General features: G+C 68.2%; 27 protein-coding genes. 16 read left to right on the top strand and 11 right to left on the bottom strand.

The window, feature by feature from the left end; all coding sequences use genetic code 11:
• Window positions 1-14: 14 nt before the first annotated feature.
• Window positions 15-527 carry a helix-turn-helix domain-containing protein gene (locus DNK52_RS07680; RefSeq protein ID WP_162598680.1) on the bottom strand — a complete coding sequence of 171 codons (513 nt, stop codon included), beginning with the start codon at window positions 525-527 and terminating at the stop codon, window positions 15-17.
• Window positions 528-644: 117 nt separating this feature from the next.
• Between DNK52_RS07680 and DNK52_RS07675 the strand changes: the two genes are divergently transcribed.
• On the top strand, window positions 645-2,546 hold the full coding sequence (locus DNK52_RS07675) for a vWA domain-containing protein (RefSeq protein ID WP_110240386.1): 1,902 nt from the start codon (window positions 645-647) through the stop codon (window positions 2,544-2,546).
• 33 nt (window positions 2,547-2,579) lie between these two features.
• Here DNK52_RS07675 and DNK52_RS07670 read toward each other — a convergent pair whose 3' ends face one another.
• Window positions 2,580-3,023, bottom strand: a complete 444-nt coding sequence (locus DNK52_RS07670; protein ID WP_162598679.1) for a hypothetical protein — start codon at window positions 3,021-3,023, stop codon at window positions 2,580-2,582.
• Window positions 3,024-3,378: 355 nt separating this feature from the next.
• On the opposite strand from DNK52_RS07670, the gene DNK52_RS07665 reads away from it, so the two are divergent.
• The 11 genes from DNK52_RS07665 to DNK52_RS07615 all read left to right on the top strand — a co-directional run bounded on the left by DNK52_RS07665 (window position 3,379) and on the right by DNK52_RS07615 (window position 13,047).
• Window positions 3,379-4,236: a hypothetical protein gene (locus DNK52_RS07665; protein WP_162598678.1), complete on the top strand. Its 858-nt coding sequence runs from the start codon at window positions 3,379-3,381 to the stop codon at window positions 4,234-4,236.
• A complete protein-coding gene (gene cpaB, locus DNK52_RS07660; protein WP_110240383.1) occupies window positions 4,233-4,952 on the top strand; it encodes a Flp pilus assembly protein CpaB in 720 nt (239 codons plus the stop codon). Before DNK52_RS07665 ends, cpaB begins: the two co-directional genes overlap by 4 nt.
• Window positions 4,949-6,502 (top strand): CpaE/TadZ family protein, encoded by a 1,554-nt coding sequence (locus DNK52_RS07655; protein WP_110240382.1) that lies wholly within the window; start codon window positions 4,949-4,951, stop codon window positions 6,500-6,502. The genes cpaB and DNK52_RS07655 overlap by 4 nt, the downstream gene beginning before the upstream one ends.
• A complete protein-coding gene (locus DNK52_RS07650) occupies window positions 6,499-6,837 on the top strand; it encodes a TadE/TadG family type IV pilus assembly protein (protein WP_110240381.1) in 339 nt (112 codons plus the stop codon). The genes DNK52_RS07655 and DNK52_RS07650 overlap by 4 nt, the downstream gene beginning before the upstream one ends.
• On the top strand, window positions 6,834-8,210 hold the full coding sequence (locus tag DNK52_RS07645) for a TadA family conjugal transfer-associated ATPase (protein ID WP_110240380.1): 1,377 nt from the start codon (window positions 6,834-6,836) through the stop codon (window positions 8,208-8,210). Before DNK52_RS07650 ends, DNK52_RS07645 begins: the two co-directional genes overlap by 4 nt.
• Entirely contained in the window at window positions 8,201-9,121 is a 921-nt protein-coding gene (locus DNK52_RS07640) for a type II secretion system F family protein (RefSeq protein ID WP_110240379.1), read from the top strand. Before DNK52_RS07645 ends, DNK52_RS07640 begins: the two co-directional genes overlap by 10 nt.
• Window positions 9,118-10,038 (top strand): type II secretion system F family protein, encoded by a 921-nt coding sequence (locus DNK52_RS07635; protein WP_110240378.1) that lies wholly within the window; start codon window positions 9,118-9,120, stop codon window positions 10,036-10,038. The genes DNK52_RS07640 and DNK52_RS07635 overlap by 4 nt, the downstream gene beginning before the upstream one ends.
• Window positions 10,035-11,213, top strand: a complete 1,179-nt coding sequence (locus DNK52_RS07630; protein WP_110240377.1) for a sensor histidine kinase — start codon at window positions 10,035-10,037, stop codon at window positions 11,211-11,213. The genes DNK52_RS07635 and DNK52_RS07630 overlap by 4 nt, the downstream gene beginning before the upstream one ends.
• Window positions 11,203-11,892 (top strand): response regulator transcription factor, encoded by a 690-nt coding sequence (locus DNK52_RS07625; RefSeq protein ID WP_239455444.1) that lies wholly within the window; start codon window positions 11,203-11,205, stop codon window positions 11,890-11,892. The genes DNK52_RS07630 and DNK52_RS07625 overlap by 11 nt, the downstream gene beginning before the upstream one ends.
• 196 nt (window positions 11,893-12,088) lie before the next feature.
• Window positions 12,089-12,301: a hypothetical protein gene (locus tag DNK52_RS07620; protein ID WP_110240634.1), complete on the top strand. Its 213-nt coding sequence runs from the start codon at window positions 12,089-12,091 to the stop codon at window positions 12,299-12,301.
• Between the two features lie 80 nt (window positions 12,302-12,381).
• Window positions 12,382-13,047: a pilus assembly protein TadG-related protein gene (locus DNK52_RS07615; RefSeq protein WP_162598677.1), complete on the top strand. Its 666-nt coding sequence runs from the start codon at window positions 12,382-12,384 to the stop codon at window positions 13,045-13,047.
• Window positions 13,048-13,136: 89 nt separating this feature from the next.
• Here DNK52_RS07615 and DNK52_RS07610 read toward each other — a convergent pair whose 3' ends face one another.
• The 3 genes from DNK52_RS07610 to DNK52_RS07600 all read right to left on the bottom strand — a co-directional run bounded on the left by DNK52_RS07610 (window position 13,137) and on the right by DNK52_RS07600 (window position 15,679).
• Window positions 13,137-13,778, bottom strand: coding sequence for a hypothetical protein (locus DNK52_RS07610; RefSeq protein ID WP_110240375.1), 642 nt, complete (start codon window positions 13,776-13,778; stop codon window positions 13,137-13,139).
• A complete protein-coding gene (locus DNK52_RS07605) occupies window positions 13,775-15,145 on the bottom strand; it encodes a hypothetical protein (protein ID WP_110240374.1) in 1,371 nt (456 codons plus the stop codon). The genes DNK52_RS07610 and DNK52_RS07605 overlap by 4 nt, the downstream gene beginning before the upstream one ends.
• A 123-nt stretch (window positions 15,146-15,268) precedes the next feature.
• Window positions 15,269-15,679 (bottom strand): hypothetical protein, encoded by a 411-nt coding sequence (locus DNK52_RS07600; protein ID WP_110240373.1) that lies wholly within the window; start codon window positions 15,677-15,679, stop codon window positions 15,269-15,271.
• A 78-nt stretch (window positions 15,680-15,757) separates the two neighbouring features.
• Between DNK52_RS07600 and DNK52_RS07595 the strand changes: the two genes are divergently transcribed.
• Window positions 15,758-16,156, top strand: coding sequence for a DUF192 domain-containing protein (locus DNK52_RS07595; RefSeq protein ID WP_162598676.1), 399 nt, complete (start codon window positions 15,758-15,760; stop codon window positions 16,154-16,156).
• A 2-nt stretch (window positions 16,157-16,158) separates the two neighbouring features.
• On the opposite strand, the gene DNK52_RS07590 is transcribed toward DNK52_RS07595, so the two are convergent.
• The 4 genes from DNK52_RS07590 to DNK52_RS07575 form a co-directional block, all read right to left on the bottom strand.
• Window positions 16,159-17,253, bottom strand: coding sequence for an SGNH/GDSL hydrolase family protein (locus DNK52_RS07590; protein WP_110240371.1), 1,095 nt, complete (start codon window positions 17,251-17,253; stop codon window positions 16,159-16,161).
• A gap of 10 nt (window positions 17,254-17,263) precedes the next feature.
• Entirely contained in the window at window positions 17,264-17,911 is a 648-nt protein-coding gene (locus DNK52_RS07585) for a hypothetical protein (RefSeq protein WP_110240370.1), read from the bottom strand.
• Between the two features lie 88 nt (window positions 17,912-17,999).
• On the bottom strand, window positions 18,000-19,358 hold the full coding sequence (locus tag DNK52_RS07580; protein WP_162598675.1) for a hypothetical protein: 1,359 nt from the start codon (window positions 19,356-19,358) through the stop codon (window positions 18,000-18,002).
• A 165-nt stretch (window positions 19,359-19,523) separates the two neighbouring features.
• Window positions 19,524-20,549, bottom strand: coding sequence for a serine/threonine-protein kinase (locus tag DNK52_RS07575; protein ID WP_110240368.1), 1,026 nt, complete (start codon window positions 20,547-20,549; stop codon window positions 19,524-19,526).
• Window positions 20,550-20,856: 307 nt separating this feature from the next.
• Between DNK52_RS07575 and DNK52_RS07565 the strand changes: the two genes are divergently transcribed.
• From DNK52_RS07565 to DNK52_RS07555, 3 genes are all read left to right on the top strand, one after another.
• Window positions 20,857-21,165: a DUF2470 domain-containing protein gene (locus tag DNK52_RS07565; protein ID WP_110240633.1), complete on the top strand. Its 309-nt coding sequence runs from the start codon at window positions 20,857-20,859 to the stop codon at window positions 21,163-21,165.
• Window positions 21,166-21,311: 146 nt separating this feature from the next.
• Window positions 21,312-23,426, top strand: a complete 2,115-nt coding sequence (locus tag DNK52_RS07560; RefSeq protein WP_110240366.1) for a RecQ family ATP-dependent DNA helicase — start codon at window positions 21,312-21,314, stop codon at window positions 23,424-23,426.
• Between the two features lie 35 nt (window positions 23,427-23,461).
• Entirely contained in the window at window positions 23,462-23,914 is a 453-nt protein-coding gene (locus tag DNK52_RS07555; RefSeq protein ID WP_110240365.1) for an SRPBCC family protein, read from the top strand.
• Between the two features lie 200 nt (window positions 23,915-24,114).
• On the opposite strand, the gene DNK52_RS07550 is transcribed toward DNK52_RS07555, so the two are convergent.
• On the bottom strand, window positions 24,115-25,695 hold the full coding sequence (locus DNK52_RS07550; RefSeq protein ID WP_338036723.1) for a DHA2 family efflux MFS transporter permease subunit: 1,581 nt from the start codon (window positions 25,693-25,695) through the stop codon (window positions 24,115-24,117).
• A gap of 107 nt (window positions 25,696-25,802) precedes the next feature.
• Entirely contained in the window at window positions 25,803-26,291 is a 489-nt protein-coding gene (locus tag DNK52_RS07545) for a glutathione peroxidase (protein WP_110240364.1), read from the bottom strand.
• Window positions 26,292-26,347: the final 56 nt, after the last annotated feature.

Here is a 26,347-nt window from a genome sequence, read left to right as displayed (position 1 = left end):
CAGTGCCGCCCGGGTCAGAGCAGGTGGGCGATCGACGCCATGTGCCGATCGCCGTCTTGGGCTGACCCGGTGCCGTAGGCACGGATCAGGTCGGCCAACTCCGGTACGACCTCGTCGAGGGCGTCGGCTGCGCGCTCGAGGTCGCGTCCTGAGGCGACCGCGCGCAGCACGGTGCGCAGCACCGCGGCGGGGTCAGCGGTTGGCGTCGTGCTCATCTGGGTCGTGGTCAGTTGCGCTCGACTCTGTCTGATCTCGTCGAGCCGTCGGGTGGTTTCGTCCCGGGTCAGGGACGAGGCCTCGTCAGCCAGGGCGAGCAGCGACTGGAGCCGCGCCAGGGCCTGGGGGTTGCCGATCTTGACCCGGTGCCCGCTCATCAGTTGGGACAGCATCGCGGGGCTCAACCCGAGGACCGAGGCGACGGCAGACTGGGTGAGCCCTACCTGCTCCATCACGCGGCGGACCAGGTCACCGACCGGTTCTCCGTAGAGTCCCCGTTGCTCTTCGATCTTGATGGGATCAGTGGCCACGTCCCGTTCCCTTCCGCCATGTACAGGTCGAAACTCGAGCATAGTTCACCTGAGCGACGTTGACATTCACTATTGCAAACTTCTACGGTAGGGCGACTTCGATCCAAGGGGAGACACATGAAGACGTTCGGCACCGGAAGGCTCCGCGGCTCCGCGGCGGCGTTCCTCGTCCTGCTCTTGACCGCACTGACGGGCACGGGCCTGTACGGGTCGGCCTTCGCGGAGCCTGCAGAGGGGGCTGCTGCTGGGGGGCAGGGTCGGACGATGTTGCTGCTGGACTCGTCGGGGTCGATGGCAGAAGGTGCGGGCGGCGGCAAGACGAAGATCGAAGCGGCCAAGTCTGCGCTGCGTACGGTCGTCAAGGGGTTGCCGGCCGACGCCGAGGTGGGTCTGCGGGTCTTCGGGGCGAAGGTCTTCTCTCGCACCGATGCCGGTAGTTGTGAGGACAGCCAGGTCGTCGTCGAGCCGGGTGCCGACAACCGGGACGACCTGTTGGGTCAGATCGACAAGTACAAGCCGTACGGCGAGACCCCGATCCCGCACGCCCTGCGTGAGGCCGCGAAGGATCTCGGTAGCGAGGGTGTCCGGTCGATCGTGTTGGTTTCTGACGGTGAGTCGACGTGTGACCCCGACCCGTGCAAGGTCGCTGAGGACCTGGCCGAGGACGGGATCGACCTGCGTATCGACGTGGTCGGTCTCTCGGTCTCCGGCAAGGCCAGGGACCAGTTGAAGTGCATCGCGGAGTCGGGCAACGGGGACTACTTCGACGCTGATGACGCGGGTGACATCGAGGCGACGTTGACTCGGGTCGCGAAGCGGGCCGCGCAGCCGTTCACCCTGGGTGGGGAGCCGATCACTGGTGGCACGGAGAGCGCCCCGACCCCGATCACGGTGGGTAGCTGGGTCGACACGATCAGTGCGGGGGTGGACGAGTACTACGCCTTCGAGCGGAAGGAGGCCGGCAGCACGCTGCGGGTCTCGGCAGTCACCCAGGGCGCCAACCGGAGCAACGACCCGATTTCGGTCGAGATCCTCGACCCCGAGGGTCGTCGTTGCGATCTGGGATACATCAGCCGGATCCTCAACACCCGGTCGCTCAGCGGGGCCCAGGCCACCGCTGGGGAGGCCGAGGAGTGCGACCGTCCCGGCAGGTACACCTTCAAGGTGTCGCGCGGTGTGCGCGACACCGAGCCCGCCCCGGTCGGACTGCAGGTCACCGAGGAGCCGCCGAGCAGCGATCCGGGCTTCGTGGGCGCCGACGTCGACGCCGACGAGATCACGGTCCGCGAGCTCTCCTTCGAGGGCACGGCGAAGCCGGTGGCCGGGTCTGCTTCCTTCGAGGCCGCGCCCGAGCTCACCACCGGCCTGTGGTCCAGTGACGTCGTGCCGGGCGAAGCCCTCGTCTACCGGTTCCGGTTGGAGTACGGCCAGTCCGCGACCGTGGGACTCCGTTTCCCGGTGGCGACCGCTGCCCAGGATGAGGCCTTCGGCACGAATGCTCCATTGGCCCGATTCACCCTGCGCAACCCATTGTTGGCCAACGTGGGATTCCCCCGGGACGCCGTCTACTCCGGGAGGGTGGCCGGAAGGGAAGCCGCGACCTTCAGCACCGCGACTCCGCAGGTCAGCAAGGTGACCGGTCAGGGCGGCGGCAAGTTCGACGGTGGAGGTGACTACACCGCTGCGGGTGACTACTACCTGATGATCGCCTTGGAGCGGAACGACGAGACGCTTGAGATCCCCTTCCAGATCGACCTCCGGATCGAGGGCGAGCCGGCCGAGGGGCCGACGTACGCCGACGGGGTGAGCTGGTCGATCACCGACGGTCTCGGGGAGAGCGCCGGCGAAGAATTGACCGCCCCCGCGCCCGACGAGTCGGACGACACCAGGAAGACAGCCGCCGGGGAGGACGACTCCAGCAACCTCCGCAAGGGGTTGGGTGGGGCGGCCGCCGTGCTCGGGATCGGGGCCCTGGGCCTGTCGGCTCTCCTGCTGCGCCGTCGCCGCAACGCCGCCTGACCCGTGCTCGGCCCTTGACCCGACTGGCTCGGGTCAGGGCTGGCCGGGACGAGTGGGGGACCACCTGCGGAAACGCAGCTCGGCTGTCCTCGGGTGTGCCAGCGCACCTGCGATCAGGAGAGCGAAGGCCAGGATCGTGATCGCGGTCGGGGTGAGCGTCGGGGCGTCAGAAGCGGGCATCAGCCACAGAGGGGCATGGGGCTGCGCCCCGTCACACTCGATGGCGGCGTCCTTTCCGGACCTGCTCAGCAGAGCGAGTGCGTGGATCGGTTCGTCGTCGCCCACGACGCGCGAACCGTAGGCCGTCAGGTCCTCCGGCTGGGCGGGGAGCGAGAGCGAACCGAGCGGCCGGCATCCGACGGCGGTCAGCGGCGGGACTCGCCGAGGGTCGTCGACGTCCGCCATGAGCACCCACGGGTGTTGGAAGAAATAGGTCCGCGGCACCTCGGTGACACCCTGCGCGGCCACCTCAACCATGGGAGGAGCATCGGCTCGGGCGGTCATGGCCCCGGTGATGAGGAGGACTGTTCCGAGGACCGCGAGGGTGAGACCTGCCACACTGCGACGTTGACGAATTCTCTGTGAATCACGGAGGCGTCGGGGACGTCTGCTCGCCCCGAACAGGCTCATCTGCGGTCGTGACCCTCCGCGCGGCTGCGCATCCAACCGTATTCCCCTCGCCATTTTTCTACCTGCTCAGTGCATGGGACAGATCGGGATCCACCCGGGCCAGCACGTGGGATGAGACAGATTCCCCCCGAAATCCCAACGCTACATTGTCGCCGTGCGCTTGTGGGGAGTGCACAGAACAGTGAAGCTTCGGGGGGAAGCGATGACACTGCACGTTGCAGTCATGGGTGGCAACGCCGACGAGCCTGACCAGCACGCCACCTGGGGGTCCTGGGGTGTGCGCGGCGTCGACGACGCCGCCGAGCTCGCCAGTGACGGGGCCCTTGCGTCCCCGGACGTGCGCGAAGTCCTGGTCCTGGCCCGTCAGTCAGACCTCTCTGCCGCACGAATCGCCGGCGCGACGATCGCGGCCGTCAGGCCGGACGTGAGCGTCCGGGTCGAGGCACACCGGGTCTCCTTGGGTGTGCTGGTGCGTGCCATGGAACGGGTCACCACTGGCCCCGCCACGTCCAACGCGCTGCACGCCAGCTTTTCCGCGACGTTGGCCGCCACCACGTGGGGTGCGGCCCTACCTTCGGTGACCAAGCTCGCGCGTCCCACCCCCTCGATGTACCAGCACGTCCAGTCGTGGTTTTCGGGCGGTCACGGGTTCATCGCGGTGCACGGAGCGCCCGGCTGGGTGGCAAGACTTCCCGTCCGCCACCTGGGGCCCGGCCAGGTCCTGCCGCGGATGCAGGACGTCTCGGCGGGCGGAGCGTCGCTCGTCCATGAGTGTGTCTCCTTCGGCGAGTTGCCGGAGGACGCGATCGCCGCCCTCTTCGCCATGGGTCTGGGTACACGCCCCACGCGACGGGCACCAGTGGGCGACGCCCTGACCCAGTGGGGCCACGAACGCGCTGTCGAGTTCGTCATCACGCCGGCAACCGCGCCGTCACCCGGAGTTCCCACTGGTATCTGCGGCGTGTGCAACCAACCTGTCTGGGGCCACGCCTGTCCCTTCTGCAGAGCAACCGTCCAGTCTGCGCCGCACATGGCGCGAGCTCAAGGAGTCATGAAGTGAACCCCCGTCAGCGACGAGGCATCCTGTTCCTGGTCGCAGCAGGAGCGCTGGCCATCGCCGTGTTCACTGCAGTGAGCAGCTACGTCTCCCAGGTGGAGAGCCAGGTCGGACCGAAGACCACCGTCTACCAGGTCGCCGAGCCGGTCAACGCCTACAGTCCGCTGGGTCCCTCCAACCTGGAGGCGGTCGAGGTGCCTCGTCGCTGGGCCGCCCCGACGGCGGTGACCACGCTGCGTGAGCTCCAGGGCCGCAGGGTCGGGTTCCAGCTGGCCGCCGGCACGATCGTCACCTCGGACATGCTGATCCCCTCGACGGACCTGAGCCCGACCGAGCGCGAGATCGCGATCAACGTCAACGCCGTGACCGGCGTCGCGGGTCGAGTGCGACCGGGTGACCGTGTCGACATCGTCGCCGTCTTCGCCGACGTCCCCGGTCTGTCCAAGCAGGCCAGGGTGCTGACCCGCGACGTACGCATCGTCTCCGTAGGCGGGCAGCAGATCGTCCCCGATGACGCCGGACTCACCGAATCGGTCATTCCGGTGACCTTGGCACTCGAGCCCAAGCAGAGTCTTGCGGTCACCTACGCGGCTGCATTCGCCTACGAGGTGCGCCTGGTCGCCCTCCCGGGTGACGTCGGCACCAACCGCGCCGACGAGGTCAAGGACTTCGACGCCGGCGACCTCGGCGGCAAGGCCATTCCTGAGGAGGAAGAGTGACCAAGATCGTCGTCGGCGTCGCCGAACAGGTCCTCATGTCGGAGCTGCGCGTCCACGTCTCGAAACTCGATGACGCTGAGATCGTCGGCTTCAGCGAGTCGACCCACGAGCTGGTCGCGCTCGTCGCCCGTCTCAAACCGGACGTGGCCATCGTGCACGACCTGCTCGGCCCTGGGAGTCCGGCCGAGGTTGTCCGGGAGATCTCCTTCCGCACACCGGCGACCGCGGTCCTGGTGGTGAACAGCTCGGGAAGCACCGACACTGCGATGGCAGTGCTCGAGGCAGGCGCCAAGGGCGTGTTGTCGACACCGCTGGATCTCGATGACGTGATTTCACGGATGGAAGTCGCCCGCGGTTGGGCCGAGCGGATGGGCGGCCTTCTGGCCGGCGCGACGGCGGACGTGGCCCGCGAGCTGGGGCGCAACGGCCGCGTGACCACGTTCACGGGTGCGAAGGGTGGTGTGGGAACCACGACGGTGGCCACCCACATGGCGATCGATCTCCAGCGGCAGGTGCCCGGCATCAAGGTCTGCCTGGTCGATCTGGACCTGCAGGCCGGAGACGTCTCCGGGATCCTCGAGGCCCGGCAGCGGGTCTCGGTGGCGGACGTCGCCAAGGTCTCCCAGGACCTGTCCACCACCACCATCACCGACGCCTTGGTGCGTCACGAGTCGGGGGTCTCGTTGTTGTTGACTCCCCTCCAGGTGCACGAGACCGACTTCGTCACCCCCAACGCCGTACGCGCGATCCTTGGACTCCTTCGTCAGGAGTTCGACGTGGTGCTGGTCGACGGGGGCGCGCACGTGACTCCGGCCCAGGCCGCCGCGGTCGAGGTCGCGGACGAGGTGGTCTGCGTGGTGACGCCGGACGTGCTCGCCATGCGTTCCTTCCGGCGCAGCGTCCAGGCGTGGGAAGGCCTGGGGGTGCGATCGGAGCAGGAGTTGCACATCCTGGTCAACCGGGTGTCGCGCGACGACGTGCTCAACGCCGTGGCCCTGGGCCGCCTCACCTCGGGGCGAATCCTGGCGACGGGGTTGCCTTCGATGCACCGGCACCTCGAACGCGCCGTCAATGCCCGCAACCCCGACGAAGTGCGGGAAACGGTCTGGTGGTCGGCGTTGCAGCACATCGGGGCTGAGGTGGGGGTGCACTCTGCGCCCCAGACCCCCCAACTCGCCGCCGCACCCTCAAAGCGTCGGAAGCAGAAGCGGAAGGTCAGCGAGGCGGGTCAGATCGCGCTCGAGACCGTGGCGCTGGTGCCTGTGGTGGTCGGTTTCTGCCTCCTCGTCTGGCAGGTGGGACTCACGGCGCTGGCCTTCACGTGGAACGGCCACGCCGCCAACGCAGCGGCGCGTGCGCACTCCATCGGCGAGAATCCACGCGATGCGGCCAAGGACGCCATGCCGGAATCCATGCGCTCCTCGGTGCAGGTGACCGTCATCGACAGTTCCTCGGTCCGGGTCAGCAGCAGTGTCCCGGTGCTGTGCCCCGGCTGCGCGAGCCTGCCGAGACGGATCACCCAGGTGGCCGAGGTGGTGAAGGAGCCATGACCACCCCACGATGGAAGTCCCAGAGCGGGAGCGTCGCCCTCGAGGTCGTGATGCTCGTTCCGATCATGGTCCTGGTCGCTCTGTTCACCCTGCAACTGGGCGTCGCCGGGTGGACCGCCTCACAGACCCAGGAGGCAGCACGTCAGGCTGCCCGAGCTCAAGGGATGGGCCTCAACGCGCACACCGCCGCCGAACGCGCGCTGCCGGGTGCCCTACGGGTGGACCACATCTCCGGCGGGGGTGGCGCAGTGACTCTGCGGGTCGATGTCCCGCGGGTCTCTCCGCTTCCGCAGTTCACCGTGGTGCGGCGAGCCGTCATGCCGAGGACCTCATGAGCGGCTACCGCGGGTTCATCGGTGTCGAGTCGCTCGGCCCGGAGAACACCGAGACGGAGAGCTCCGACGAACTTCTGGTGCGCAGGCTCAAGCGTCTGCTGCTGGAGGACGTCGACCTCCAGGAACTCGGACGGCTGGACGAGGCGCAGCGTCGTGTCCGCCTGGAGCGGGTGCTCAACCACCTGGTGTCCCGTGAGGGGATCATCCTCAGCACCCGTGAGCGCAACAGCCTCGTGCGGCGAGTCGTCGACGAGGCAGTGGGCCTCGGTGTGCTCGAGCCCATCCTCGCGGATCCGACGGTCAGCGAGATCATGATCAACGGCCACGACACCATCTACGTCGAGAGGGCAGGGCGCCTCGAGCGCATCCCCTCCGGCTTCACCAACAACGAGCAGTTGTTGCAGACCATCGACCGCATCGTCTCCACGGTCAACCGTCGCGTCGACGAGTCCAGTCCCATGGTCGACGCCCGCCTCCCACCGGACGCGCGTCTGCCGCGGGGTGCCCGGGTCAACGTGGTGCTCCCACCTCTGGCGCTGCGGGGCCCGACGATGACGATCCGGCTCTTCCCCAAGGCGTACGGGATGGAGGAGCTCCAGGCACGTGGGGCGGTGGACGAGTCGACGGCTCGGCTTCTCGCTGCCGCCGTGCGCGCCCGGCTCAACATCGTGGTCTCGGGGGGAACCGCCTCCGGAAAGACCACCATGCTGAACGCGTTGTCGGCGTTCATCCCTGGACACGAACGCATCGTCACCATCGAGGACGCGGCCGAACTCGCGCTGGTCCAGGACCACGTCGTCCAGTTGGAGACCCGGCCGCCCAACGTCGAGGGGCGTGGCGCCGTCACCATCCGCGACCTGGTCCGCAACTCACTGCGCATGCGACCCGACCGCATCATCGTGGGTGAGTGCCGCGGCGGCGAGGCGCTGGACATGCTGCAGGCGATGAACACCGGTCACGAGGGTTCGCTGACCACGGTGCACGCCAACACGACCGACGACGCGCTCTCCCGGATGGAGACGATGGCATCGATGTCGGAGGTGGAGATCCCGTTCCACGCGCTGCGCGAGCAAGTCAACTCCGGCATCGACATGGTGATCCAACTGGTCCGCAGCCCCGACGGCACGCGTCGAGTCGTCGACATCGGCTATCTCTCCTCACGCGGGCGAGCCGACTTCGCCCTCAGCCGGATCAGCCACTGGGACGTCCACGCCATCGGGGCAGGTGGAAGTCGGGGCGCCTTCGTTCGCCACCCGGTCGATCGCCGCCTCGCCCAGCGCCTCAAGGACGCCGGGGAGAGCCTGCCCGAGGGATTCGTGGTCGCTGACGACGAGCGGCGCGAGGACGCCGGAGGTGGAGTCCCGTGGTCCTGACCATCCTGGCCGGTTCGGTCGCGGTGGCGCTGCTGACCCTGGTCGGCTTCGCGAACCTCTCGGGCCTCGCTGCAGAGCGCCGCAGGGTGGTCGCGGCGGCGGTGGGCTACACCCGGGAGGGGGACCTGCCGCTCATCGAACGGCTGCAGCGTTGGTTCCGGCGGACCCGACCCGGCTCGTACGTCGAGCGTGAGCTGCGCCTGGCCGGCATCGGGCACCGCCCGCTGACGGTCGTGGCCGTGGCCACCGTGGTCGGGCTGGGGGTTGCCTTCGTGCTCTGGACCGCGCTCGCCCCCATCTTCGGACTGCTCGGGCTGGGGACCGGCGTCCTGGGTGTCCGGTTCTACCTGCGGCGAGCCAAGGAGCGTCGACTCGAGGCCTTCATCCTCCAGATGCCCGAGCTTGCCCGGGTGCTGGCGAACGCCACGAACGCCGGACTCTCGATCGGCACCGCGATCGCCATCGCCTCGGAGGAGCTCGTCCACCCGGCTGGCACGGAGCTGCAGCAGGTCTCTGACGCGCTCCGGTTCGGAACAGACCTGGAGACGGCCCTCGACGACATGGGGAACCGGTTGCCGTCCCGCGAGGTTGCCGTCCTGCTCTCGACGCTGGTGGTGTGTGCCAAGAGTGGTGGCTCGTTGGTCAGCTCGCTGCGCGACATCGCCGACACCTTGGAAGGTCGCAAGGAGACGCGGCGGGAGATCCGTACGACGCTGGCCCAGTCACTGGCCACCGGCTACATGATCATCAGCCTCGGCTTCGCGATGCTCTTCCTGCTCAACGCCGTCCAGCCTGGCTCGGTCGAGAAGATGACCGAGCACATCGTCGGCCAGATCGCCCTGGTGGTCTCCGGCACCCTCTTCCTGAGTGGCTACCTGATGATCCGCAAGATGGCGCGGTTCGACATATGACTCTCTCCACTCTGACCGTGGTCCTGCCCGGTCTGGCCGTCGCCGTCGCGGTCCTGCTCGCCGTCCACGGCTACCGGCTGCTGCGGGCCGACGCGGCCGAGGGCCTCGGCCTCGAAGAGCTCGTGGTGCTCCGCCCCGAACAGCGACGACAGGCCAAGGGTGAGGGGCCGATCGGACGCGCGGCCACCGCGCTCGCCCCTCGCGTACGACGGCGCCTGCCCGCTCGGGCCGTCGACTGGATGCAGTCCCAGGTGGACCTGGCGGGGCGACCGGACGGGATGAGTGTCGACGGACTGCTCCGAGGGATCCTCTTCTGGACCCTGCTGCTGTCCCCGGCCATGCTGCTCTTCGGCATCTCCGGCAACCTGAAGGGGCTGGTGCTCAGTCTGGTCGCACCGCCCATCCTCCCGTTGGCCAGGTTGGCGCGGCTCAAGCGTCAGCGACGTGAGGCCCTGGACCGCGACCTTCCGGACTTCCTGGACATCCTCGCGGTCACCGTCACCGCCGGCGTGGGTTTCCGGCCAGCCCTGCTGCGGGTCTCTGCGCGATTCGGTGGGCCCATCGCCGAAGAGATGCAGTTGGCCCTGCACCAGGTCCAGCACGGCGCCTCGCTGCGCGGCGCTTTCGAGCAGTTGCGTGACCGCAGCGACTCCGAGGCCCTTGCGCAGTTCGTGACGGCCTTTCTGCAGTCCGACGAGCTGGGCGCCCCCTTGGTCGACGCGCTCAACCAGATCGCCCTCGACATGCGGCGCGAGAGCGCCCAGAGGATGCGGCGCAAGGCTGCCCAAGTGGCCCCGAGGGTCACCCTGGTGACCTCCATCGTGCTCGTCCCCGGCACCCTGATCGTCCTCCTCACCGGTCTCGTCCTCGGCTCCGGGGTCGACTTCGGGAGCCTCTTCGGAGGGCTCGCCGGATGACAGCCGGACGCGCGGACCGATCCGAGGCCCTGACCCTGGTCAGGGTCGCGTTCCTGCTGCGACTGCTGCTCCTGCTGGCGAGCATGCTCGGCTTCATCAACCAGGCTCTCACCCCGACCACGGCAGCGGCGGTCATCTTCCTGGCTCTGACGAGCATGGGGGGTCTCGCACTCCGGAGTGCGCCGGAGCTGCTCCAGCGGCATCCGATCCTGGCGGTCGTGGACGGTCTGGTGATGACCGGACTGATGGTGGTCCTGGGGACGGACAACCCCCTGGTGCTGGTCACCCTGAGCAGTTGCATGGTCCTCGGAGTGCTGTTGCCCGTGTGGCCGGCGGCACTTGCCGCCGTTGTTCTCGTCGGCGGATACCTGGTGGCGACCTTGACCGACGGTCGTGAAGAGGTTGACTTCCTCAACACCTTCGGGTTCCCCGCCACCTTCGTCTCCGTGGTGGTCCTGGGGCACTTGTTCCGCCTCCTGACGGAGCGGAAACGGAGGTCTGAGCTCGCCTACGCAGACCTCATCACCGGCGCCGCCGCCGCAGCCGAGAGATCACGTCTGGCCCGTGAACTGCACGACTCCACTGCCAAGACGCTGCAGGGGCTCGCGCTCTCTGCGCAATCCCTGCCGCACTGGATCGAGCACGACCCGTCCCGCGCGTGTGCGCAGGCGGACGAAATCTCGACGACGGCCAAGGACGCGATCACCCGGCTGCGACGCCTGCTCGCCGCGATGCGTCAGGACGACCACGACCAACCCTTCCACGAGTCGTTGGAGACGCTGGCCAGTGCCGTCGAGAGAACGCACGGGATCCGGGTGGTTCTCGAACTCGAGCCGGTGCCGGTCTCGGCGCCCGGTGTGCGCTACGAGCTGCTCGCAGCGGTTCGGGAGGCGATGACGAACGCCGCCGTCCACTCGGGGGCGAGCCGGATCCGCGTCAGCATGCGTGTCGTCCATGACGAGGTCAGGATCGAGGTGCGCGACGACGGCTGTGGGTTCTCCCTCGACGTGCTTCCTGCACGGGAGCTCGAGGGCCACTTCGGTGTCCGCGGCTATCAGGAGCGCCTGGCGCTGATCGGCGGGCGGGCCGATCTGGTCACCGCGCAGGGACGGGGTACCCAGGTCCACCTGGTGGCGCCCCAGATGGGACTACGGGAGGAAGAACGTGCTGGATGACCTGACAATCGTGGTGCCGGAGGTGTCGGCCACTCCGACCACGGTACTGATCGTGGACGACAACCCGGTGGTGCGCACCGGACTGCGGAGCCTGCTGGAGACGTCACCCGACGTCCAGGTGATCGGTGAGGCCAGCGACGGCATCCTGGCCGAGACGATGGTGCGCCAGTTGAAGCCGGACGTCGTGCTGCTCGACGTACGGATGCCGCGGCGGGACGGCGTACGGACCGCCAGGATCATCGCCGACCAGACCATCGTCATCATGTTGACCTTCACCGATGAGCCGGAGCACATTCGAGCTGCCATCGCGGCCGGTGCCAGCGGCTACCTGGTGCACGGGTCCTTCGATGCGACGACGCTGGCCCACACCGTACGGGGGGCCGTGCTGGGTGCGGGCGCCTTCTCCCAGCAGGCGCTGGCTGCGCTGCGGATCGTGCCCACGCAGCGGGACCCCCTGGCCGAACGCGCTCGCCGGCTCCAGGAGTTCGGGCTGAGCGAGCGGCAGGGTGAGCTGATGGACCTGATCGCGCAGGGCAAGAGCAACGCGGAGATCGCCGCCAAGCTCTTCCTCGCGGAGAAGACCGTCAAGAACCACATCAACGCCATCTTCGGAAAGCTGGTCGTGACCAACCGGGGCGAGGCGATCGCCCTCTGGCTCGGGACCCGGGACCGTGCCTGACGGGGTGGGCCCGACTGGGCCCGAAGGTGGGCCTGGGCTGGGTCTCCAGTTGGGCCTCTGGGCCCGGGGCAGGGAAGCCGTTCCTGCGTAAGTTCTGGGTTGTCGCCAACGGGCGGCACCACAGCTGAAGGAACAGGCTCTCGGCTCCGTCTCCGACGGGGAGGCGCCGACAACCCACAGGAAGAGGATGATCGTCATGGAGAAGGTTTTCGAAACTCTGGTCGCTTTCCAGGTTCGTGTGCTCGCGGCGCGCAACGAGCGTGGACAGGGCACCCTGGAGTACATCGGCATGATCATCGTCGCGGCGCTCATCGTCATCGCGGTGCTCGACGTGAGCGAGACCATCGACCTGGGCTCGATCTTCCAGAACAACGTCGACTCCGTCACCGAGCGTGGCGCCGGCGGCTGATCCATCCGGAGCATTGGTGAGCGGGTCTCGGCTTCGGCCGGGGCCCGCTTCACCCGTTGAGTGAGGACAGGGGAGTGAACGTGGGAAGAGGACGAAGCCGCGCTCATCGCGGTGAGCACGGCCAGGTGGCCATGACCCTGGTGATGATCACGGTCGTCGCCCTGGTCGCAGTGGCGCTCTTCGGCGTCGTGGCGATCAGTCGTGGCGCCGACGAACGCACCCGGGCCCAGACCGCGGCAGACGCAGCAGCCCTCGCCGGGGTCGATGCGGTTCCAGCTCTTCTGACCGTCCTCTTCGACGGTGTCGATTCCAAGGACGACCTCGGCACGCTCGTCCTCGGCTGCAACCTGGGACTTGCCCAGGCCCAGAGCTACGCGAGTCAGAACGACGCCGTCGTGACGTCGTACTGCTTCAACGCCTCGACGGGTCGGGCCGAGGTCGCCGTTCGGATGAACGATCCGGTGAGCGCTGACAACGGGCCGGCCGAGGCGGACGCGAAGGCCGAGAACGGATTCGCGCGTTCCTCCTGCTCCTGGGTCGACGAGGAGCCCGAGGAGACCGATGAGCCTGAGCCGGCCCCGCCCGCCGAGGGCGAGACACCCCCGCCTCCGCCTCCGCCGCCGAACTGGACGACCACCCTGACATGTGGGGGGCTCAAGGCCGTCTTCACCGTGGATGGAGAGACCGGGGACCTTGCGTTGGAGTCCTTTGACGTGACCGCGCTCGAGCCCACCCTGGTGGGCTGAGTGCCTCGGGCCTGCCTGTGACGTGAGCTCCCGGACCTACGATCGGTAGGTCCGGGAGTAGTCATTTCGGCTGGTGCGTCTCGTCCCGGTCACTCGGAGGCGTCGGGCGTGAATGTCCGCAGAATCTTGCTGACCTCGGCGGTCTCGAACTCATCGGTGGGGGTGAGCGCCACCACGTTGAGGATCAGGTCGTCACTGACCTGGTGCATCAACTGCCAGAAGGTGAGCGAGACCGTGCTGCCGGAGTCGCCGGCCCGCTTCTCGGTCCACGTGACGAGGTAGGCGGACTGGCCCTCGGGGACCGGCATCGTGATGCGCTCGACCTCGGCGTCGTCACCGCCCGGCGCCGCCTTGGCAGTCTCCAGGGCGAAGGACTGCTCCGCTGCGGGGGAGACCGGCTCCACGTCCCGGATGACGACGACTCGTTGGGGGTATGCCTCGACTCCTGAAGGCTTCTCCAGGATCAGCATGGGCTCGCCTGCGTTGGTCTCGCGCTTCTGCTGGAACTCACCCGGGGCGCTGATGGTGAAACCTTCGCCCCTGACCTCGTTGTAGTCCGCGGGCGGGTCCATCATCTTCACCTGGAGCGTGGGTTCGCCCGTGGGCTGGAACGAATCACTCATGTCGTCCTTCGAATCAGCGTTCGGGCCTGCGTCACCGCTGCAGCCGGACAACGGCACGGCAAGCGCCATCACGGCGGCGGCGACATTCAGTTTGAAGTTGCGTTTCATGCGGCGCACTCCTCCCAGACGACCCATTCGGCGCCGTCCCAGTACTGGGCGTCGTCGACGCTCATCGAATCGGTGGTGACGCTACTGGAGACCCCCAATTCGATCCCCAGTTCCAAGCTGGCATCGACGGCGAGCGGCGTGCTCGACTCGATGTCGTAGTGCACCTTGGTCATCTGTCCACGGTCACTGACGGCATTGAAGAAGTTGAGCTGGGCATTGACCGTCCGCTCAGGGTTCACGTATGAATCCACGGTCGCGAGCCCCATGGACAGCAGATAGTTGTTGACCACGTCCTTGTCTGCCTGCGAGTTGATCGCCAAGTTGGCCTTGTAGACGGTGGCGCCGCTGGCGCTGTTGCCCAGGCTGGGGTCGAGACCTTCCTTGAAGAGCGCTGCGGCGACCCCGGAAGCGGTCCCGGACATCGCGACGGAGGCCTCCATGTTGACCATGTTTCCCGACGAGTCGAAGGTGACGGCGTTGACGACGTCCACCTCACCGGAGAGATCAAGGCCCTGGAACTCTGGATCACCCTCGGTGTCGAAGCCGAGCGACTGCAGTCCGGCCTCCCCCTTGACGGTCGACTGGACGTAGGCGGTCCGGCTGCCGTCACGGTTCTTGCTGCTGCCGAGTGAGACGGCGCCGTCGATGCCGGCCGAGGCGTTGACCGGCCCTGCGGAGGCCACTGCTCCCGCGTTGAGGGAGATCCCACCCTTGCCGTAGGTCTCGTCGGGCTCCGGCATCTGCTTGCCGATCCCGGTCCGTTTGCTGGCTTCGTCCACGACCCACCGGATCGGTCCACTCTCGCCGACGACCATGTCCTTGACCTGGTCGTGGGTCAGGGCACTCATCAGGTCGGAGAGCCCGGCCGAGTCGGTGTAGTAGACGTCGCCCGCCTCCAGGTTGAGGGAGGCTCCCGCGCCCATCGTGGCCTCTGCGCCGATCTTCTTGTCGGCCACGGTCACCGTGACGCCAGCGCCGGCCCCGGTCTCGAGCCCGACCCCTTCGGTGTCCGTGACGGTCACGCGGTATTCGCCGTTGCTCATCCGGGACAACTCGATGCGCTGACCGTCCTCCATGGTGACGACGATCACGGAGACCTTCTCATTGCGTTCAACGGCCCTCTGGCCGGTCACGCAGGGTTCGGTCGGTTTGTGAGTGTCAGGTGCCTTCGAGGGAGGGGTGCAGCCACCCTGCCCGACCGTCACCACCTGGCAGATCCAGTACGACACCGTCTCGCCCATGATGCGTGCCTGCGGGGTGACCGCGAGGAGCAGGGACCCCACCAGGAGTGCCGCGATGATGACGACGCCGGTGGTCTCCACGGTGGCCGCGCCACGCTCTGATCGACGCCTCATCGCGATTGCCATCGCCGACCTCCTGGACCTGTCCTGCCGCGCGGGTGCGCCACGGAGAGTTGTGTCGAGTCAGCACACCTCACAGGGACGGTCGAGACGTAGGCCCCAGGGCCTCCTCTCGGGCCCATCAACCGGTCACGCGGCTTGGTACGGCTGCAGGTGTCGTCGGCTCGGACGGGCCTCGACGCTCCGCGCCGCCACCAGCACAGCACCCACCCAGATGATCAGGTCGACCACGTACGCCGCCCCCGAGTGATCCACGAGCAACTGCCCGATGAGGCCGTGACCGCCCCACGCCGGCAACCACAGGGCGTACGAGACCAGCGCCGCAGCCACGATGGTCCGCAGAAGTCGAGGGCTGTCGTACGCACGGCGTACGAGCACCCGCGTCATCAGCAGCACGACCGGCAGGGTCAGCAGCGTGCGCAGCACGATGACTGCCTCGACGCTGTTCGCGGACAGACCGAGGAGCACAGCGATCAGCCACGCCCCCAGCGCGGTGACGACCAGTCCCAGGCTCAACTTGACCAACAGGCCGATGTCCATACGTTCCCCCTCGTGGTGAACACGATCCGCAAGGATGGTGCCACGAGCCCTGACCTGCCGATCGCCCGAAAGAGATCCATGAGACTCCTCCGCCGACGCCTGCGCCCCTCCACGTTCGGACCGGGGGACCGCACTCTCCTCCGCAACGGCCAGGTCGTCGCGCCTCTGGCCGTGGCCGACACCACGGCGAGCCGGCGTCGCGGTCTGCTCGGCACCACCGGCCTGGTCGGCGCGCTGTGGATCACCCGGTGCCCGTCGGTGCACATGATGGGGATGCGCTATCCGATCGACGTGGCAGTGGTCGACCGGGCGGGCACCGTGCTCCTGACCGCCACGCTGCGTCCCTGGTGGGGGATGACCCGCTTCCGGTTCCGGGCGAGCGCCACCATCGAGGCGCCTGAAGGTGCGATGACCGCTTGGGACGTACGCCCCGGATCCGTGCTGACGATCGGGACCGCCGGGACCCAACCGGTCTGAGATCAGGGCCGCACCGGGTTCTTCATCTGGTCCTGGACGAGGTGGGCGAGGGCGGCGTGACCTGCCGCGTTGGGATGGAAGCTGCTCGGGTCGGCGATCATCATCCCGGGGCCACCCAGGTCGAGGTCGTTGATCCACGGGTCCTTGCTGCCGATGCCGTGGTCGCGGAAGGCCTCCGTGGGATCGACGAACTCGACGCCCGCCTCGCGGGCTGCTGCTCGCAGCATTGCGTTGAGGTCGGCGCCCTTCTCGTTCATCCAGACCTGGTCCTCGGCGAAGAGGAGGTCGCCGTAGCTGTCCTTCGGGTTGTCGACGAACAGTTGTGGGTAGCCGACGATGATCACCCTGGCGTTGGGCGCCTTCTCCTTGATCTTCTCGTAGTGCTCGACCAACTTCTCCTGCAGCTCCGGCAGCAGGTCCTCGATCCGCTGGTCGTGCTTCTCCTGGCAGGTGGCCATGAGGCCGGAGCCGCGGGCGCCGTTGACGATGCAGTCCTTGACGACGTCGCCGAAGCCGAGGTCGTTGCCGCTCATGGACAGCGTGACCAGGGAGACGTCGTCGTCGAGCGCGTCCAACTGGGGGTCCTCGTCGTCGTTCTGGCCGTTGGGCTTCCCGAGGTCGGCGGTGACGGCCCCGGAGCAGGCAACGAATGAGGTGCCCTTGGCGAAGTCGTTGTCCCGCTCGAGGATCCGGGCGTAGGCGTTCCCGGAGCGATGGCAGCGGTTGTGGGCCTCCTCATGGTCGTTGAACGGCCAGAAGTCATCTCGGTCGTCGAAGTCGGTGCCCTCGTCGTAGTCCCAGGCGCCCTCCCCCGAGGAGTAGCTGTCGCCCAGCCCGGCGTAGCGCCCGCTGACCGCCTGCTCGTACGGCGTCAGGCCGGGGTCGGCGGTGCCGATCCCGCAGTTGTCCTGCTGGACCACCGAGCAGACTGCGCGCTGGAAGGCGTCGGCGATGTCGTCCTTGGCCGGGGAGAGCAGGAGGCCGGTCACCAGCAGAGCGGCGATGATGGTCACGCCGACGTACTCGAGGGTGCCTGCACCGCGCTCCCCGCGACGGCCTGCGTCGGGCGTCTTCGGATGGAGCGACGTCTCTGACATCAGAGCCTGCTCAGGGCGCTGCGGGGAGGGAGGCCACGGCCTGTTCCAGCACGCCGGGGTCAGGGTTGTCCCGCAGGGCGTACGACATCAACATCACGGCGGTGTTCCCGTGGGGGACGAGCAGCAGGTCACTGGTGATCGGCAGGTCCCCCCGGCTGGTCTGGCGCCAGGCGACGCTGTCGGCCGGTGCCCCCTCCACGGTCAACGGCTCGACGTCGAACCGGGCTGTGGGGCTGTGGGGTGCGCTGCCCTTGGCCTCGTACCCCGTGCAGTCGGGGAGTGCCTGCTGAAGCTCCGCGACGACCTCGCGGGCGACGTCGTCCTCGTAGACGCGGACGTGCTGCTCCAGGAAGGGGCCGAGCGGGCCTTGGGAGAAGCGCGCGCTGACCGCCTTGGCCGGAGCGCTGGGTTCGAGGTCGACGCCGCACACCGTGACCCGGTAGTCGACTCCTTGGGAGTTGCTGTCGCCCCACCCCTCGGGGAGGTCGCGCGCGCTCAGGAGGAGATCGGCGACCTGCACCTCCGGGTCCTGCCCGGCGTCGTCCTTCGTCTCGTCGCCACAGGCCGACAGGGTCGCGGCGAGGCCGAAGGACAGAGTGAGCAGAAGCGTCCGGGACGGGTGCCGACGAGGGCGGTTCGAGCTCGATGAGATGCGCATGTGCGTCAACGTAGGACGGTGCAACGCCCCGCCCGTAGGTCTCCGGTCCCAGCTCGCGACCCAAGGTTGCCGGGCGGGGCGAGGAGCCTCACGCGGCGCACTCCTCCCAGACGACCCATTCGGCGCCGTCGAAGTACTGGGCGTCGTTGAGCTCCATGGAGTCAGACGTGACGCTGGCGGCGATCCCCAACTGGAGCACCAACTTCCCGCTGGCGTCGACGGCGAACGCCGTGTTGGAGTCCGTGTCGTAGTCGAGCTTGGTCATCTGACCTCGGGAAGCAGCGGCCTCGAAGAAGTTGAGCTGGCCATTGAGCACCACCGCAGGGTTCGCGTACGGACCGAGGTTCGCGACGCCGACGGACAGAAGGTAGTTGTTGGCGACGTCCCGGTCAGCCTGCGATTCGATCGGCAAGGTCGCCTGGTAGACGGTGGCGCCGCTGGCCTTGTTGTCGAGGCCGGGGTCGAGGCCGTCCTTGAAGAGTGCCGCAGCCACACCGGAGGCGCTGCCGGACATCGCGACCGAAGCCTGCACGTTGAGCATGTTGCCCTCGGAGTCGAAGGTGACCGCGTTGACGACGTCCACCTTGCCCGACAGGTCCAGGCCCTGGAATTGCGGATCGCCCTCCGTGTCGAAGCCGAGCGACTGCAGGCCGAGCTCTCCCTTGACGGTCGACTTGAGGTAGACGGTCTGGGTGCCGTCACGGTTCTTGCTGGTGCCGAGCATCTTGGAGGCGTCGATGCCGACGGCCGCGCGGTCGAACCCGCCGGTGGCGGCCGCGCCCGCGTTGAGCGAGATGCCGCCCTCGGCGAACGAAGCGTCGGGCTCCGGCATGTCCTTGCTGACCCCGACCAGGTCTGTGCCCTTGTCGACGACCCACCGGATCAGCCCGTCATCCCCTGCCACCATGTCTTTGATCTGGTCCTGCGTCAGGGCACTCATGAGGCCGGGGAGACCGGCTTCGTCGGTGTAGTAGACGTCCCCTGACTTCAGGTTGAGCGAGGCGCCGAGGCCGGCCGAGGCCTCCCCGCCGAACTTCTTGTCGTTGACGGTGACCGTCAGCCCACCACCGGCACCGACCGAGAGGCCGGCGCCCTCCGTGTCGGTGACCGTCAACCGGTACTCGCCGTTGCTCATCTTGGCGACCTCGATGCGCCGACCGTCCTGGGTCGTGACCACGAGGACGGAGACCTTCTGGTTGCGCTCGGTCCCGTTCTGGCTGATCACGCAGGGTTCGGTCGGTTTGTGGGCGTCCGGTGAGCTCGAGGGAGGGGTGCAGCCACCCTGCCCGACCGTCACCACCTGGCAGATCCAGTACGACACCGTCTCGCCCATGATGCGTGCCTGCGGGGTGACCGCGAGGAGCAGCGACCCCACCAGGAGTGCTGCGATGATGACGACGCCGGTGGTCTCCACGGTGGCCGCGCCACGCTCTGATCGACGTCTCATCGCGATTGCCATCGCCGACCTCCTGGACCTGTCCTGCCGCGCGGGTGCGCCACGGGAACTTTCTGGGTCGAGTCAAGCGCCGCGCTGGCCCAGCAGCTTGGGTCCGGGGACCCCTCTGAGGGCCCAATCGTCGGGCCTGTTCTTCGAACCGACCTGGGTGGCCCCTCAGCCCAGGAGCAGCCAGATCGCAAGGACGAGCAGAGCGACACCGAGGGCCGTGAGCCCCAGGACGGTCAGAGCGGAGGGAGTGGCTGGTGTGACCGGGGACTCGGCCAGTAGCGAGCGTGGGGTCGGCTCGGCCGTGTTGTCGGGCTGGCCGGTGCCCCTCGGAGCCGCGGGAACGGCTTCGCGCTCGAGCATGGTGGTCGGCTTCGCGTGGGAGTTGTGGGGGTGATGGTCGGTGAAGTGGTCCATGACCTCGATCTCACCGGGCTCCCACCCCACGGGAGCGACCGCTGCGAGTTCGCTGCGCATCCGACTCGCCGACTCGGGTCGGTCGCCCACGTCCTGGCTCCGAGCGCGGACCAGGACCTGGGTCAAGGGCGAGTCGGGCACCTCGTCGGCGGTGAACGGTGGGGCGTGACCGACCAGCATCTCCAGGCCGACCGTGGCGACGGCGTACAGGTCCTGGCGTGGGTCCGGGCCCTCGCCCGTCTGTTGCTCGGGGGCCATGTAGCCCGGCGTGCCCACGGCCGTCGCGGTTGCCGTGAGTCGCGGTTGGTCGAGCGGTGCGGCGATGCCGAAGTCGGTCAGACGTACGTGCGGCACCTCCTGGCGCGTGGGCTCCAGGAGGAGGTTGGCCGGCTTCACGTCACGGTGCACGACACCGGCGGCATGAACTGCCTCGAGGGCGTCGAGGGTCTGGTCCAAGATCTTGGCCACCCAGGCGAGCGGCAGCGGCCCCCAGTCGCCGATCAGGGTGTCGACCGATCCCCCGCGCACCAGCGGCATCGTGAACAACACCGTGTCGTCCTCGCCGGCCCAGGACAGGGGCGTGACCACGTGGCGGTGGTGGATCCGGGTGGACTGCTCGCGCATGAAGCGCAGCAGAGTGCCGGCGTCACTGTGGCGCAGCAACTTCGCGGCCAGCACGGTGTCGGTCTCGCGGTCGTGGACCAGCCACACCGACCCCATGCCACCCTCGGCGATCGGGTCGAGCAACTCGTACCGACGCGCGAAGACCTCACCCACGAGAGGTCACCGGCACGGGTGGATCGAGGAGGCCATGGCGGGGATGCTACTGGCTCGGGGGGTGTTCTCCGGCGGGGTGCCGCCATCAGGTGGGACAGCATCTCGGGCCTCACTCGAGGACCCAGGCCACGGCAGGATGGGGCCGGTTTTCGATCCTGAGGGGGATGCATGCCGACATTCGGCACTGGGCAGGTCCGGTGTGGTGCAGCGATTCCTGTTGCGCTGCTGTTGACGGCTCTGGTGCTCCGGCGACGTCGCGCGATGACGTGAGGTGGGCGACGGTGGCCGGGCGTGTGAGGATCTGGCCATGAGTGCAGAACGTTTCGACGCCGCCGTCGTCACCGGGGTCCTTGCCCACATGAACGGCGACCACCTCGACGACTCCCTCGACATCGTGCGGGCGTACGGCCAGCCCGACGCGACCGAGGTGCAGATGATCGACCTCGACACCGAGGTGGGCGTCTGGACCGCACTCGTGGACGGCAAGGACCGGGAGGTGCGGGTGCCGTGGCCGGGTGCCCCGCTGAGCGAACGTCCGCAGCTGCGGGTCGCGGTCGTCGAGCTGCACACCGCGGCGCGGGAGAAGTTGGGGCTCGAGCCGGTCGCCCCGCACTGACGCTGCCACTGCCACTGCCACTGCCCGACGCTGCCACTGCCCGACGCGGCAGTCAACGGGGTGACTTCCAGTCACCAGGTGACTGAAAGTCACCCCGTTCTGCGTTGATCCGAGGGTTGTCGGTCCGGGTTGGTAGACATGGCCCCATGACCACTGAGGCCGCCGCCCCCGATCGTACGGCCGAGCGAGCGGCCGCTCGCGACTCAGCCGAGCGCCACCTGCGTGCCCTCGTCGGCCGCGACGACGCCGTGCTGCGTGAGGACCAGTGGAGCGCGATCGAGGCGCTGGCCGTCGATCGCCGCCGGGCCCTCGTGGTGCAGCGCACCGGGTGGGGCAAGTCGGCCGTCTACTTCGTCGCCACCCTGCTGCTGCGGGAGGCCGGAGCCGGCCCGACCGTGATCGTCTCGCCGCTGCTCGCCCTGATGCGCAACCAGATCGCCGCCGCCGAGCGCGCCGGCATTCGCGCGGTCACCATCAACTCCACCAACAACGAGCAGTGGGAGCCGATCAACGCTGCCATCAACGCCGGTGAGGTCGACGTCCTGCTGGTCAGCCCCGAGCGGCTCAACAATCCCGGCTTTCGCGACGAGGTGCTGCCCCGGCTGGCAGCCACCTGTGGACTGCTCGTGGTCGACGAGGCGCACTGCATCTCCGACTGGGGCCACGACTTCCGGCCCGACTACCGCCGGATCCGGACGCTCCTGGACGACCTCCCCACCGGCATCCCGGTGCTCGCGACCACCGCCACCGCCAACGCGCGGGTCACCGGCGACGTGGCCGAACAGCTCGGCGAGGGGGTGCTCGTGTTGCGTGGCACCTTGGACCGGGAGTCCCTGAAACTGGGAGTGCTGCGACTCAAGACCGCCGAGCAACGGCTCGCCTGGCTGGCCGACCACCTGGCCTCCACTCCGGGCTCCGGCATCGTCTACTGCCTCACCGTCGCCGCGACCCAGGAGGTCGCGACCTACCTGCGTCAACGCGGGCTCGACGTCGCTCCCTACTCCGGCCAGACCGAGGCGGAGGAGCGCCAACGACTCGAGGGCGACCTCGTCGGCGGACGAGTGAAGGCCCTGATCGCCACCAGTGCGCTCGGGATGGGCTTCGACGCCACCCTCGGGTTCGTGGTCAACCTCGGCGCCCCGAGCTCGCCGGTCGCCTACTACCAACAGGTCGGTCGTGCGGGTCGTGGCACGGCCGAGGCCAGCGTCACCCTGCTCCCGCAGCAGGAGGACCGCGACATCTGGGCCTACTTCGCCTCCCTCGCCTTTCCGCACGAGAGCCAGGTGCGACGCACGCTGGAGACGCTCGCCGAGCACGGCACCATGTCGACGGCAGGGCTGGAGACGTACGTCGACCTCTCCCGCAACCGGCTCGAGACGATGCTCAAGGTGCTCGACGTCGACGGTGCGGTCAAGCGGGTGCGCGGCGGCTGGGAGTCGACCGGTCAGCCGTGGGCGTACGAGGCCGAGCGCTATGCCCGCGTCGCCAAGGCCAGACAGGACGAGCAGGACGCGATGTTGGCCTACCTCGACACCGACATCTGCCGGATGCGGTTCCTGCGCGAACAACTCGACGACACCGAGGCCGTCGACTGCGGTCGCTGCGACAACTGTGGCGGCCACACGGTCAAGAGCGAGGTCTCCCAGGACGCGATCGACGCCGCCCACGAGCAGTTGAGTCGTCCGGGCGTCCCGGTCGAGCCCCGCAAGATGTGGCCCACCGCGTTGGCCAACATGGGTATCGAGCTGAAGGGCAAGATCTCCGGGCAGGCCGAGACCGGTCGCGCAGTCGCCCGTCTCACCGACCTCGGCCACGGACAGCAGTTGCGCGAGTTGCTGCGCGACGGCACCCCCGATGGTCCGGTGCCGGTCCCGCTGGTGCAGGCGGTGGTCCAGGTGCTCGGCGACTGGCGGCCCTCGGTCGACGCGATCGTGCTGGTCGAGTCGATGCGCCGTGGAGCGCTGACCCAGGACCTGGCCGACGGCCTCTCGCGCTACCTGAAGGTCCCGATCGTGGGCAGCTTCGCTCTGGTCGATGTCGACGTCCCCCCGGGGGCCGGGTCGACCAACTCGGCCCAGCGGGTCTCCGCCGTACGCCGTCGCTCCAGACTCCTCCTCGACGACGACTCTCTTGAGGGACGCCGCGTGCTCCTGGTGGACGACGTCGTCAACACCGGGTGGACGCTGACGCTCGCGGCCCAGCAGTTGCGCGACGCGGGCGCCGAAGCGGTGCTGCCCCTCGTCCTGGCTGTCCAGGCCTGATCTGGGCTCAGGGGCCTCCTACTAACGTTCGAGACATGGACGACCTGACTGCCTCCGCCAGCATCCTCATCGAGGCCCCGGCCTCCGTCATCTTCGACATCCTGGCCGACCCCCGCCAGCACCACCGGATCGACGGTTCGGGCACGGTCCAGGCCGTCACCACTGGCCCCGACCGTCTCTCGGAGGGGGCGCAGTTCGGGATGGAGATGAAGCGCGGCCTCGGCTACAAGGTCACCAACACCGTCGTCGAGTTCGAGGAGGACGCCCTCATCGCCTGGCGTCACCGCGGACTGCACCGCTGGCGCTACGAGCTCACGCCGGAGGCCGGGAAGACGCGCGTCACCGAGACCTGGGACGGCAGCCGCTACTCCGGCGCCCCGCGACTCTTCTTCAAGCTCATGGGGCTCAAGGGCACCCAGCGTTCCATCGAGGAGACGCTGCGCACGCTGAAGGCGGTCGCCGAGTCCGACGCCACCCTGCGCGCCTGACCAGCCTCTGGGACGTCATCACAACTGGTCGCTTGGGGACCCGATCATGATGACGTTGCGGGGTTTGTGACTGGTTGTGCAGCATTCGAAATCGACGAAGGGCTCTCGCCGGGAGTGAATCCGGCGGGAGCCCTTCGTCGTACGTCGGTGGTGACGGTCCAGCAGGGTCGGCCCAGAAGGGTCGGCCCAGGAGGGTCGGCTCAGTGACCGATCATCACGTCCTTGGGAGCGTGCACCTTCTCGCGCGGCAGGAAGTACGCCGGGACGAGGCAGAGCGCGACCAGCGCGGTCGCCACGATGAAGACGAAGGCGAACGAGGCCGCCTGGTCAGGGTTGGCCTTGGCGAGCAAAGCCTCGAACCCGGCCGGGTCCAGACCGAAGCGAGCCAGCACGTCGGCCTGGGCCGCCGGGTCGTTCCCCGCCTCGTTCGCAGCAGCTGCGACCTCGATCGACCGCTTCGACTGAATCTGGCTGGTGAGCACGGTGGCGAAGATGGCCGTGCCGATCGACGCCGCCACCTGCTGCTGGATGTTCAACAGCGTCGAGCCACGCGCGATGGTGTGATCGGTGAGCGTCGCGAGGGCGGCGGTCATGATCGGCATCATCGAGCCGCCCATGCCCAGACCCATGATGAAGAGCGCCATCAGCAGGTACCAGTACGGCGTCGTGTCGTCGATCTGGGTGAAGAGCCCCATCGCGACGGTGATCACGCCGAGGCTGGCCATCACGATCTTGCCGGGCCCGATCTTGTCGGCCAGCAGACCGGCGAGCGGCATGGTCAGCATGGCGCCGATGCCCTGGGGCGCCAGCAGGAGGCCGGCGTGCAGGGCGTCCTCGCCGCGGACCCGCTGGAAGTAGAGCGGGAAGAGCAGGGAGGCGCCGAAGAAGGCGATGGCGAAGAAGGACATCGTGATCAGGGCGACCGTGAGGTTCTTGTTCTTCAGCAGGCGCAGGTCCATCAGGGGGTGGATGTTCTGCTTGCGCAGCGCCCACGGCACGAAGGCAGCGATCAAGAGGGCGCCTATGACCATGGTCGCGACGACCTCGGTCGTCCAGGCGGTGCCGTCCTGCTCCTGGGCGCTCGGGATGGTCGAGACGCCGTAGAGGAACGATGCGAGACCCGGGGCGAGCAGCAGCATGCCGACGAAGTCAAAGGTCTCGGAGGGTTCGACGGTGTCGGGCTCGAGCGTCCTGGCGGCATAGATCAGAGCGCCGATACCGATCGGCAGGTTGATCAGGAAGATCCAGTGCCACGACGCGATGTCGATCAGCCAGCCACCGAGGATGGGGCCGAAGATCGGGCCCAGCAGCATCGGGATGCCCATCACGGCCATCACCCGGCCCAGACGCGTCGGGCCGGCGGCCCGAGTCAGGATCGTCATGCCGAGCGGCATCAGCATGCCGCCGCCGAGACCCTGCACCACGCGGAAGATGATCAGCCAGCTCAGGTCGGGTGCCAGGGCGCAGAGCACCGAACCGATCGTGAAGAGCGTGATCGCGATCAGGTAGAGGCGCTTGGTGCCGAAGCGATCCGCCGCCCAGCCGGTCAACGGGATCACCATGGCCAACGCCAGGGTGTAGGCCGTCATGGTCCAGGCGACGTCCGCGGTCGTGGCGTTGAACTCACGAGCGAACGTCTCCAGCGCCACCGAGACGACGGTGACGTCGAGGATCGACATGATGCCGCCCAGGACGACGACCCCCGCGGTGAGCATGAGCTTGCGGTCGAGTTTGTCGTTCAGGTCGGGAGTCTCCCCGGCGGAAGTTTCAGTACTGGTCACCGGGAGAGACTAGTTGCCAGGGGCAACAATCTGCATCCGAATAAAGCGTGCCGTCGGACACACGCGTCCTCGGGCGCGCACGACGACGACATCGGTGGTCGGCGTGCTCAGGCGAGCAGGTCCTCGATGCCCTCGACCACGTGCGGCGCGTCGGGCTCCGTCATGGGAGCGAACCGGGCCACCGGGGTGCCGTCGGCGTTGATCAGGAACTTCTCGAAGTTCCACTGGATGTCGCCGCTCTTGCCCTCCTCGTCACTGAGCTCGGTGAGCGCGGCGTAGACCTCGTGGCGCTCCTCGCCGTTGACCTCGATCTTCTCGCTCAGCGGGAACGAGACGCCGTACGTCGCGGAGCAGAACTCGGCGATCTCCTCGGCGCTCCCGGGCTCCTGGCCCATGAACTGGTTGCACGGCAGGCCGACCACGGTGAAGCCGCGGGGACCGTACGTCGCCTGGAGCTCTTCGAGCTTGGCGTACTGCGGCGTCAGGCCACACTTGGAGGCGACGTTGACCAGGAGTGCCGGCTGGCCGCCGGTGAGGTCGCGCAGGGTGCCGGCAGTGCCGTCGAGGCGGGCGAGGGGGGCGTCAAGGATGCTCATGGGGCAGAGATTAGTACCCCCCACCGACACTGGAGGCGCTCGCGGCGAAGGTGTGG

It is taken from the genome of Nocardioides gilvus, from assembly GCF_003194605.1.
In the GTDB taxonomy this organism is placed as follows: Bacteria; Actinomycetota; Actinomycetes; order Propionibacteriales; family Nocardioidaceae; genus Nocardioides; species Nocardioides gilvus.
The sequence above is the reverse complement of the archived record's forward strand: the minus strand, read 5'-3'. Positions and strand labels throughout refer to the sequence as shown.

Excerpts from the sequence above, each read along its gene's own strand:
- DNK52_RS07675 (WP_110240386.1), top strand. The coding sequence starts at position 645 with ATGAAGACGTTCGGCACCGGAAGGCTCCGCGGCTCCGCGGCGGCGTTC.
- DNK52_RS07670 (WP_162598679.1), bottom strand. The coding sequence starts at position 3,023 with ATGGTTGAGGTGGCCGCGCAGGGTGTCACCGAGGTGCCGCGGACCTAT.
- DNK52_RS07665 (WP_162598678.1), top strand. The coding sequence starts at position 3,379 with ATGACACTGCACGTTGCAGTCATGGGTGGCAACGCCGACGAGCCTGAC.
- DNK52_RS07650 (WP_110240381.1), top strand. The coding sequence starts at position 6,499 with ATGACCACCCCACGATGGAAGTCCCAGAGCGGGAGCGTCGCCCTCGAG.
- DNK52_RS07645 (WP_110240380.1), top strand. The coding sequence starts at position 6,834 with ATGAGCGGCTACCGCGGGTTCATCGGTGTCGAGTCGCTCGGCCCGGAG.
- DNK52_RS07635 (WP_110240378.1), top strand. The coding sequence starts at position 9,118 with ATGACTCTCTCCACTCTGACCGTGGTCCTGCCCGGTCTGGCCGTCGCC.
- DNK52_RS07630 (WP_110240377.1), top strand. The coding sequence starts at position 10,035 with ATGACAGCCGGACGCGCGGACCGATCCGAGGCCCTGACCCTGGTCAGG.
- DNK52_RS07620 (WP_110240634.1), top strand. The coding sequence starts at position 12,089 with ATGGAGAAGGTTTTCGAAACTCTGGTCGCTTTCCAGGTTCGTGTGCTC.
- DNK52_RS07610 (WP_110240375.1), bottom strand. The coding sequence starts at position 13,778 with ATGAAACGCAACTTCAAACTGAATGTCGCCGCCGCCGTGATGGCGCTT.
- DNK52_RS07605 (WP_110240374.1), bottom strand. The coding sequence starts at position 15,145 with ATGGCAATCGCGATGAGGCGTCGATCAGAGCGTGGCGCGGCCACCGTG.
- DNK52_RS07600 (WP_110240373.1), bottom strand. The coding sequence starts at position 15,679 with ATGGACATCGGCCTGTTGGTCAAGTTGAGCCTGGGACTGGTCGTCACC.
- DNK52_RS07595 (WP_162598676.1), top strand. The coding sequence starts at position 15,758 with ATGAGACTCCTCCGCCGACGCCTGCGCCCCTCCACGTTCGGACCGGGG.
- DNK52_RS07590 (WP_110240371.1), bottom strand. The coding sequence starts at position 17,253 with ATGTCAGAGACGTCGCTCCATCCGAAGACGCCCGACGCAGGCCGTCGC.
- DNK52_RS07585 (WP_110240370.1), bottom strand. The coding sequence starts at position 17,911 with ATGCGCATCTCATCGAGCTCGAACCGCCCTCGTCGGCACCCGTCCCGG.
- DNK52_RS07580 (WP_162598675.1), bottom strand. The coding sequence starts at position 19,358 with ATGAGACGTCGATCAGAGCGTGGCGCGGCCACCGTGGAGACCACCGGC.
- DNK52_RS07565 (WP_110240633.1), top strand. The coding sequence starts at position 20,857 with ATGAGTGCAGAACGTTTCGACGCCGCCGTCGTCACCGGGGTCCTTGCC.
- DNK52_RS07560 (WP_110240366.1), top strand. The coding sequence starts at position 21,312 with ATGACCACTGAGGCCGCCGCCCCCGATCGTACGGCCGAGCGAGCGGCC.
- DNK52_RS07555 (WP_110240365.1), top strand. The coding sequence starts at position 23,462 with ATGGACGACCTGACTGCCTCCGCCAGCATCCTCATCGAGGCCCCGGCC.
- DNK52_RS07545 (WP_110240364.1), bottom strand. The coding sequence starts at position 26,291 with ATGAGCATCCTTGACGCCCCCCTCGCCCGCCTCGACGGCACTGCCGGC.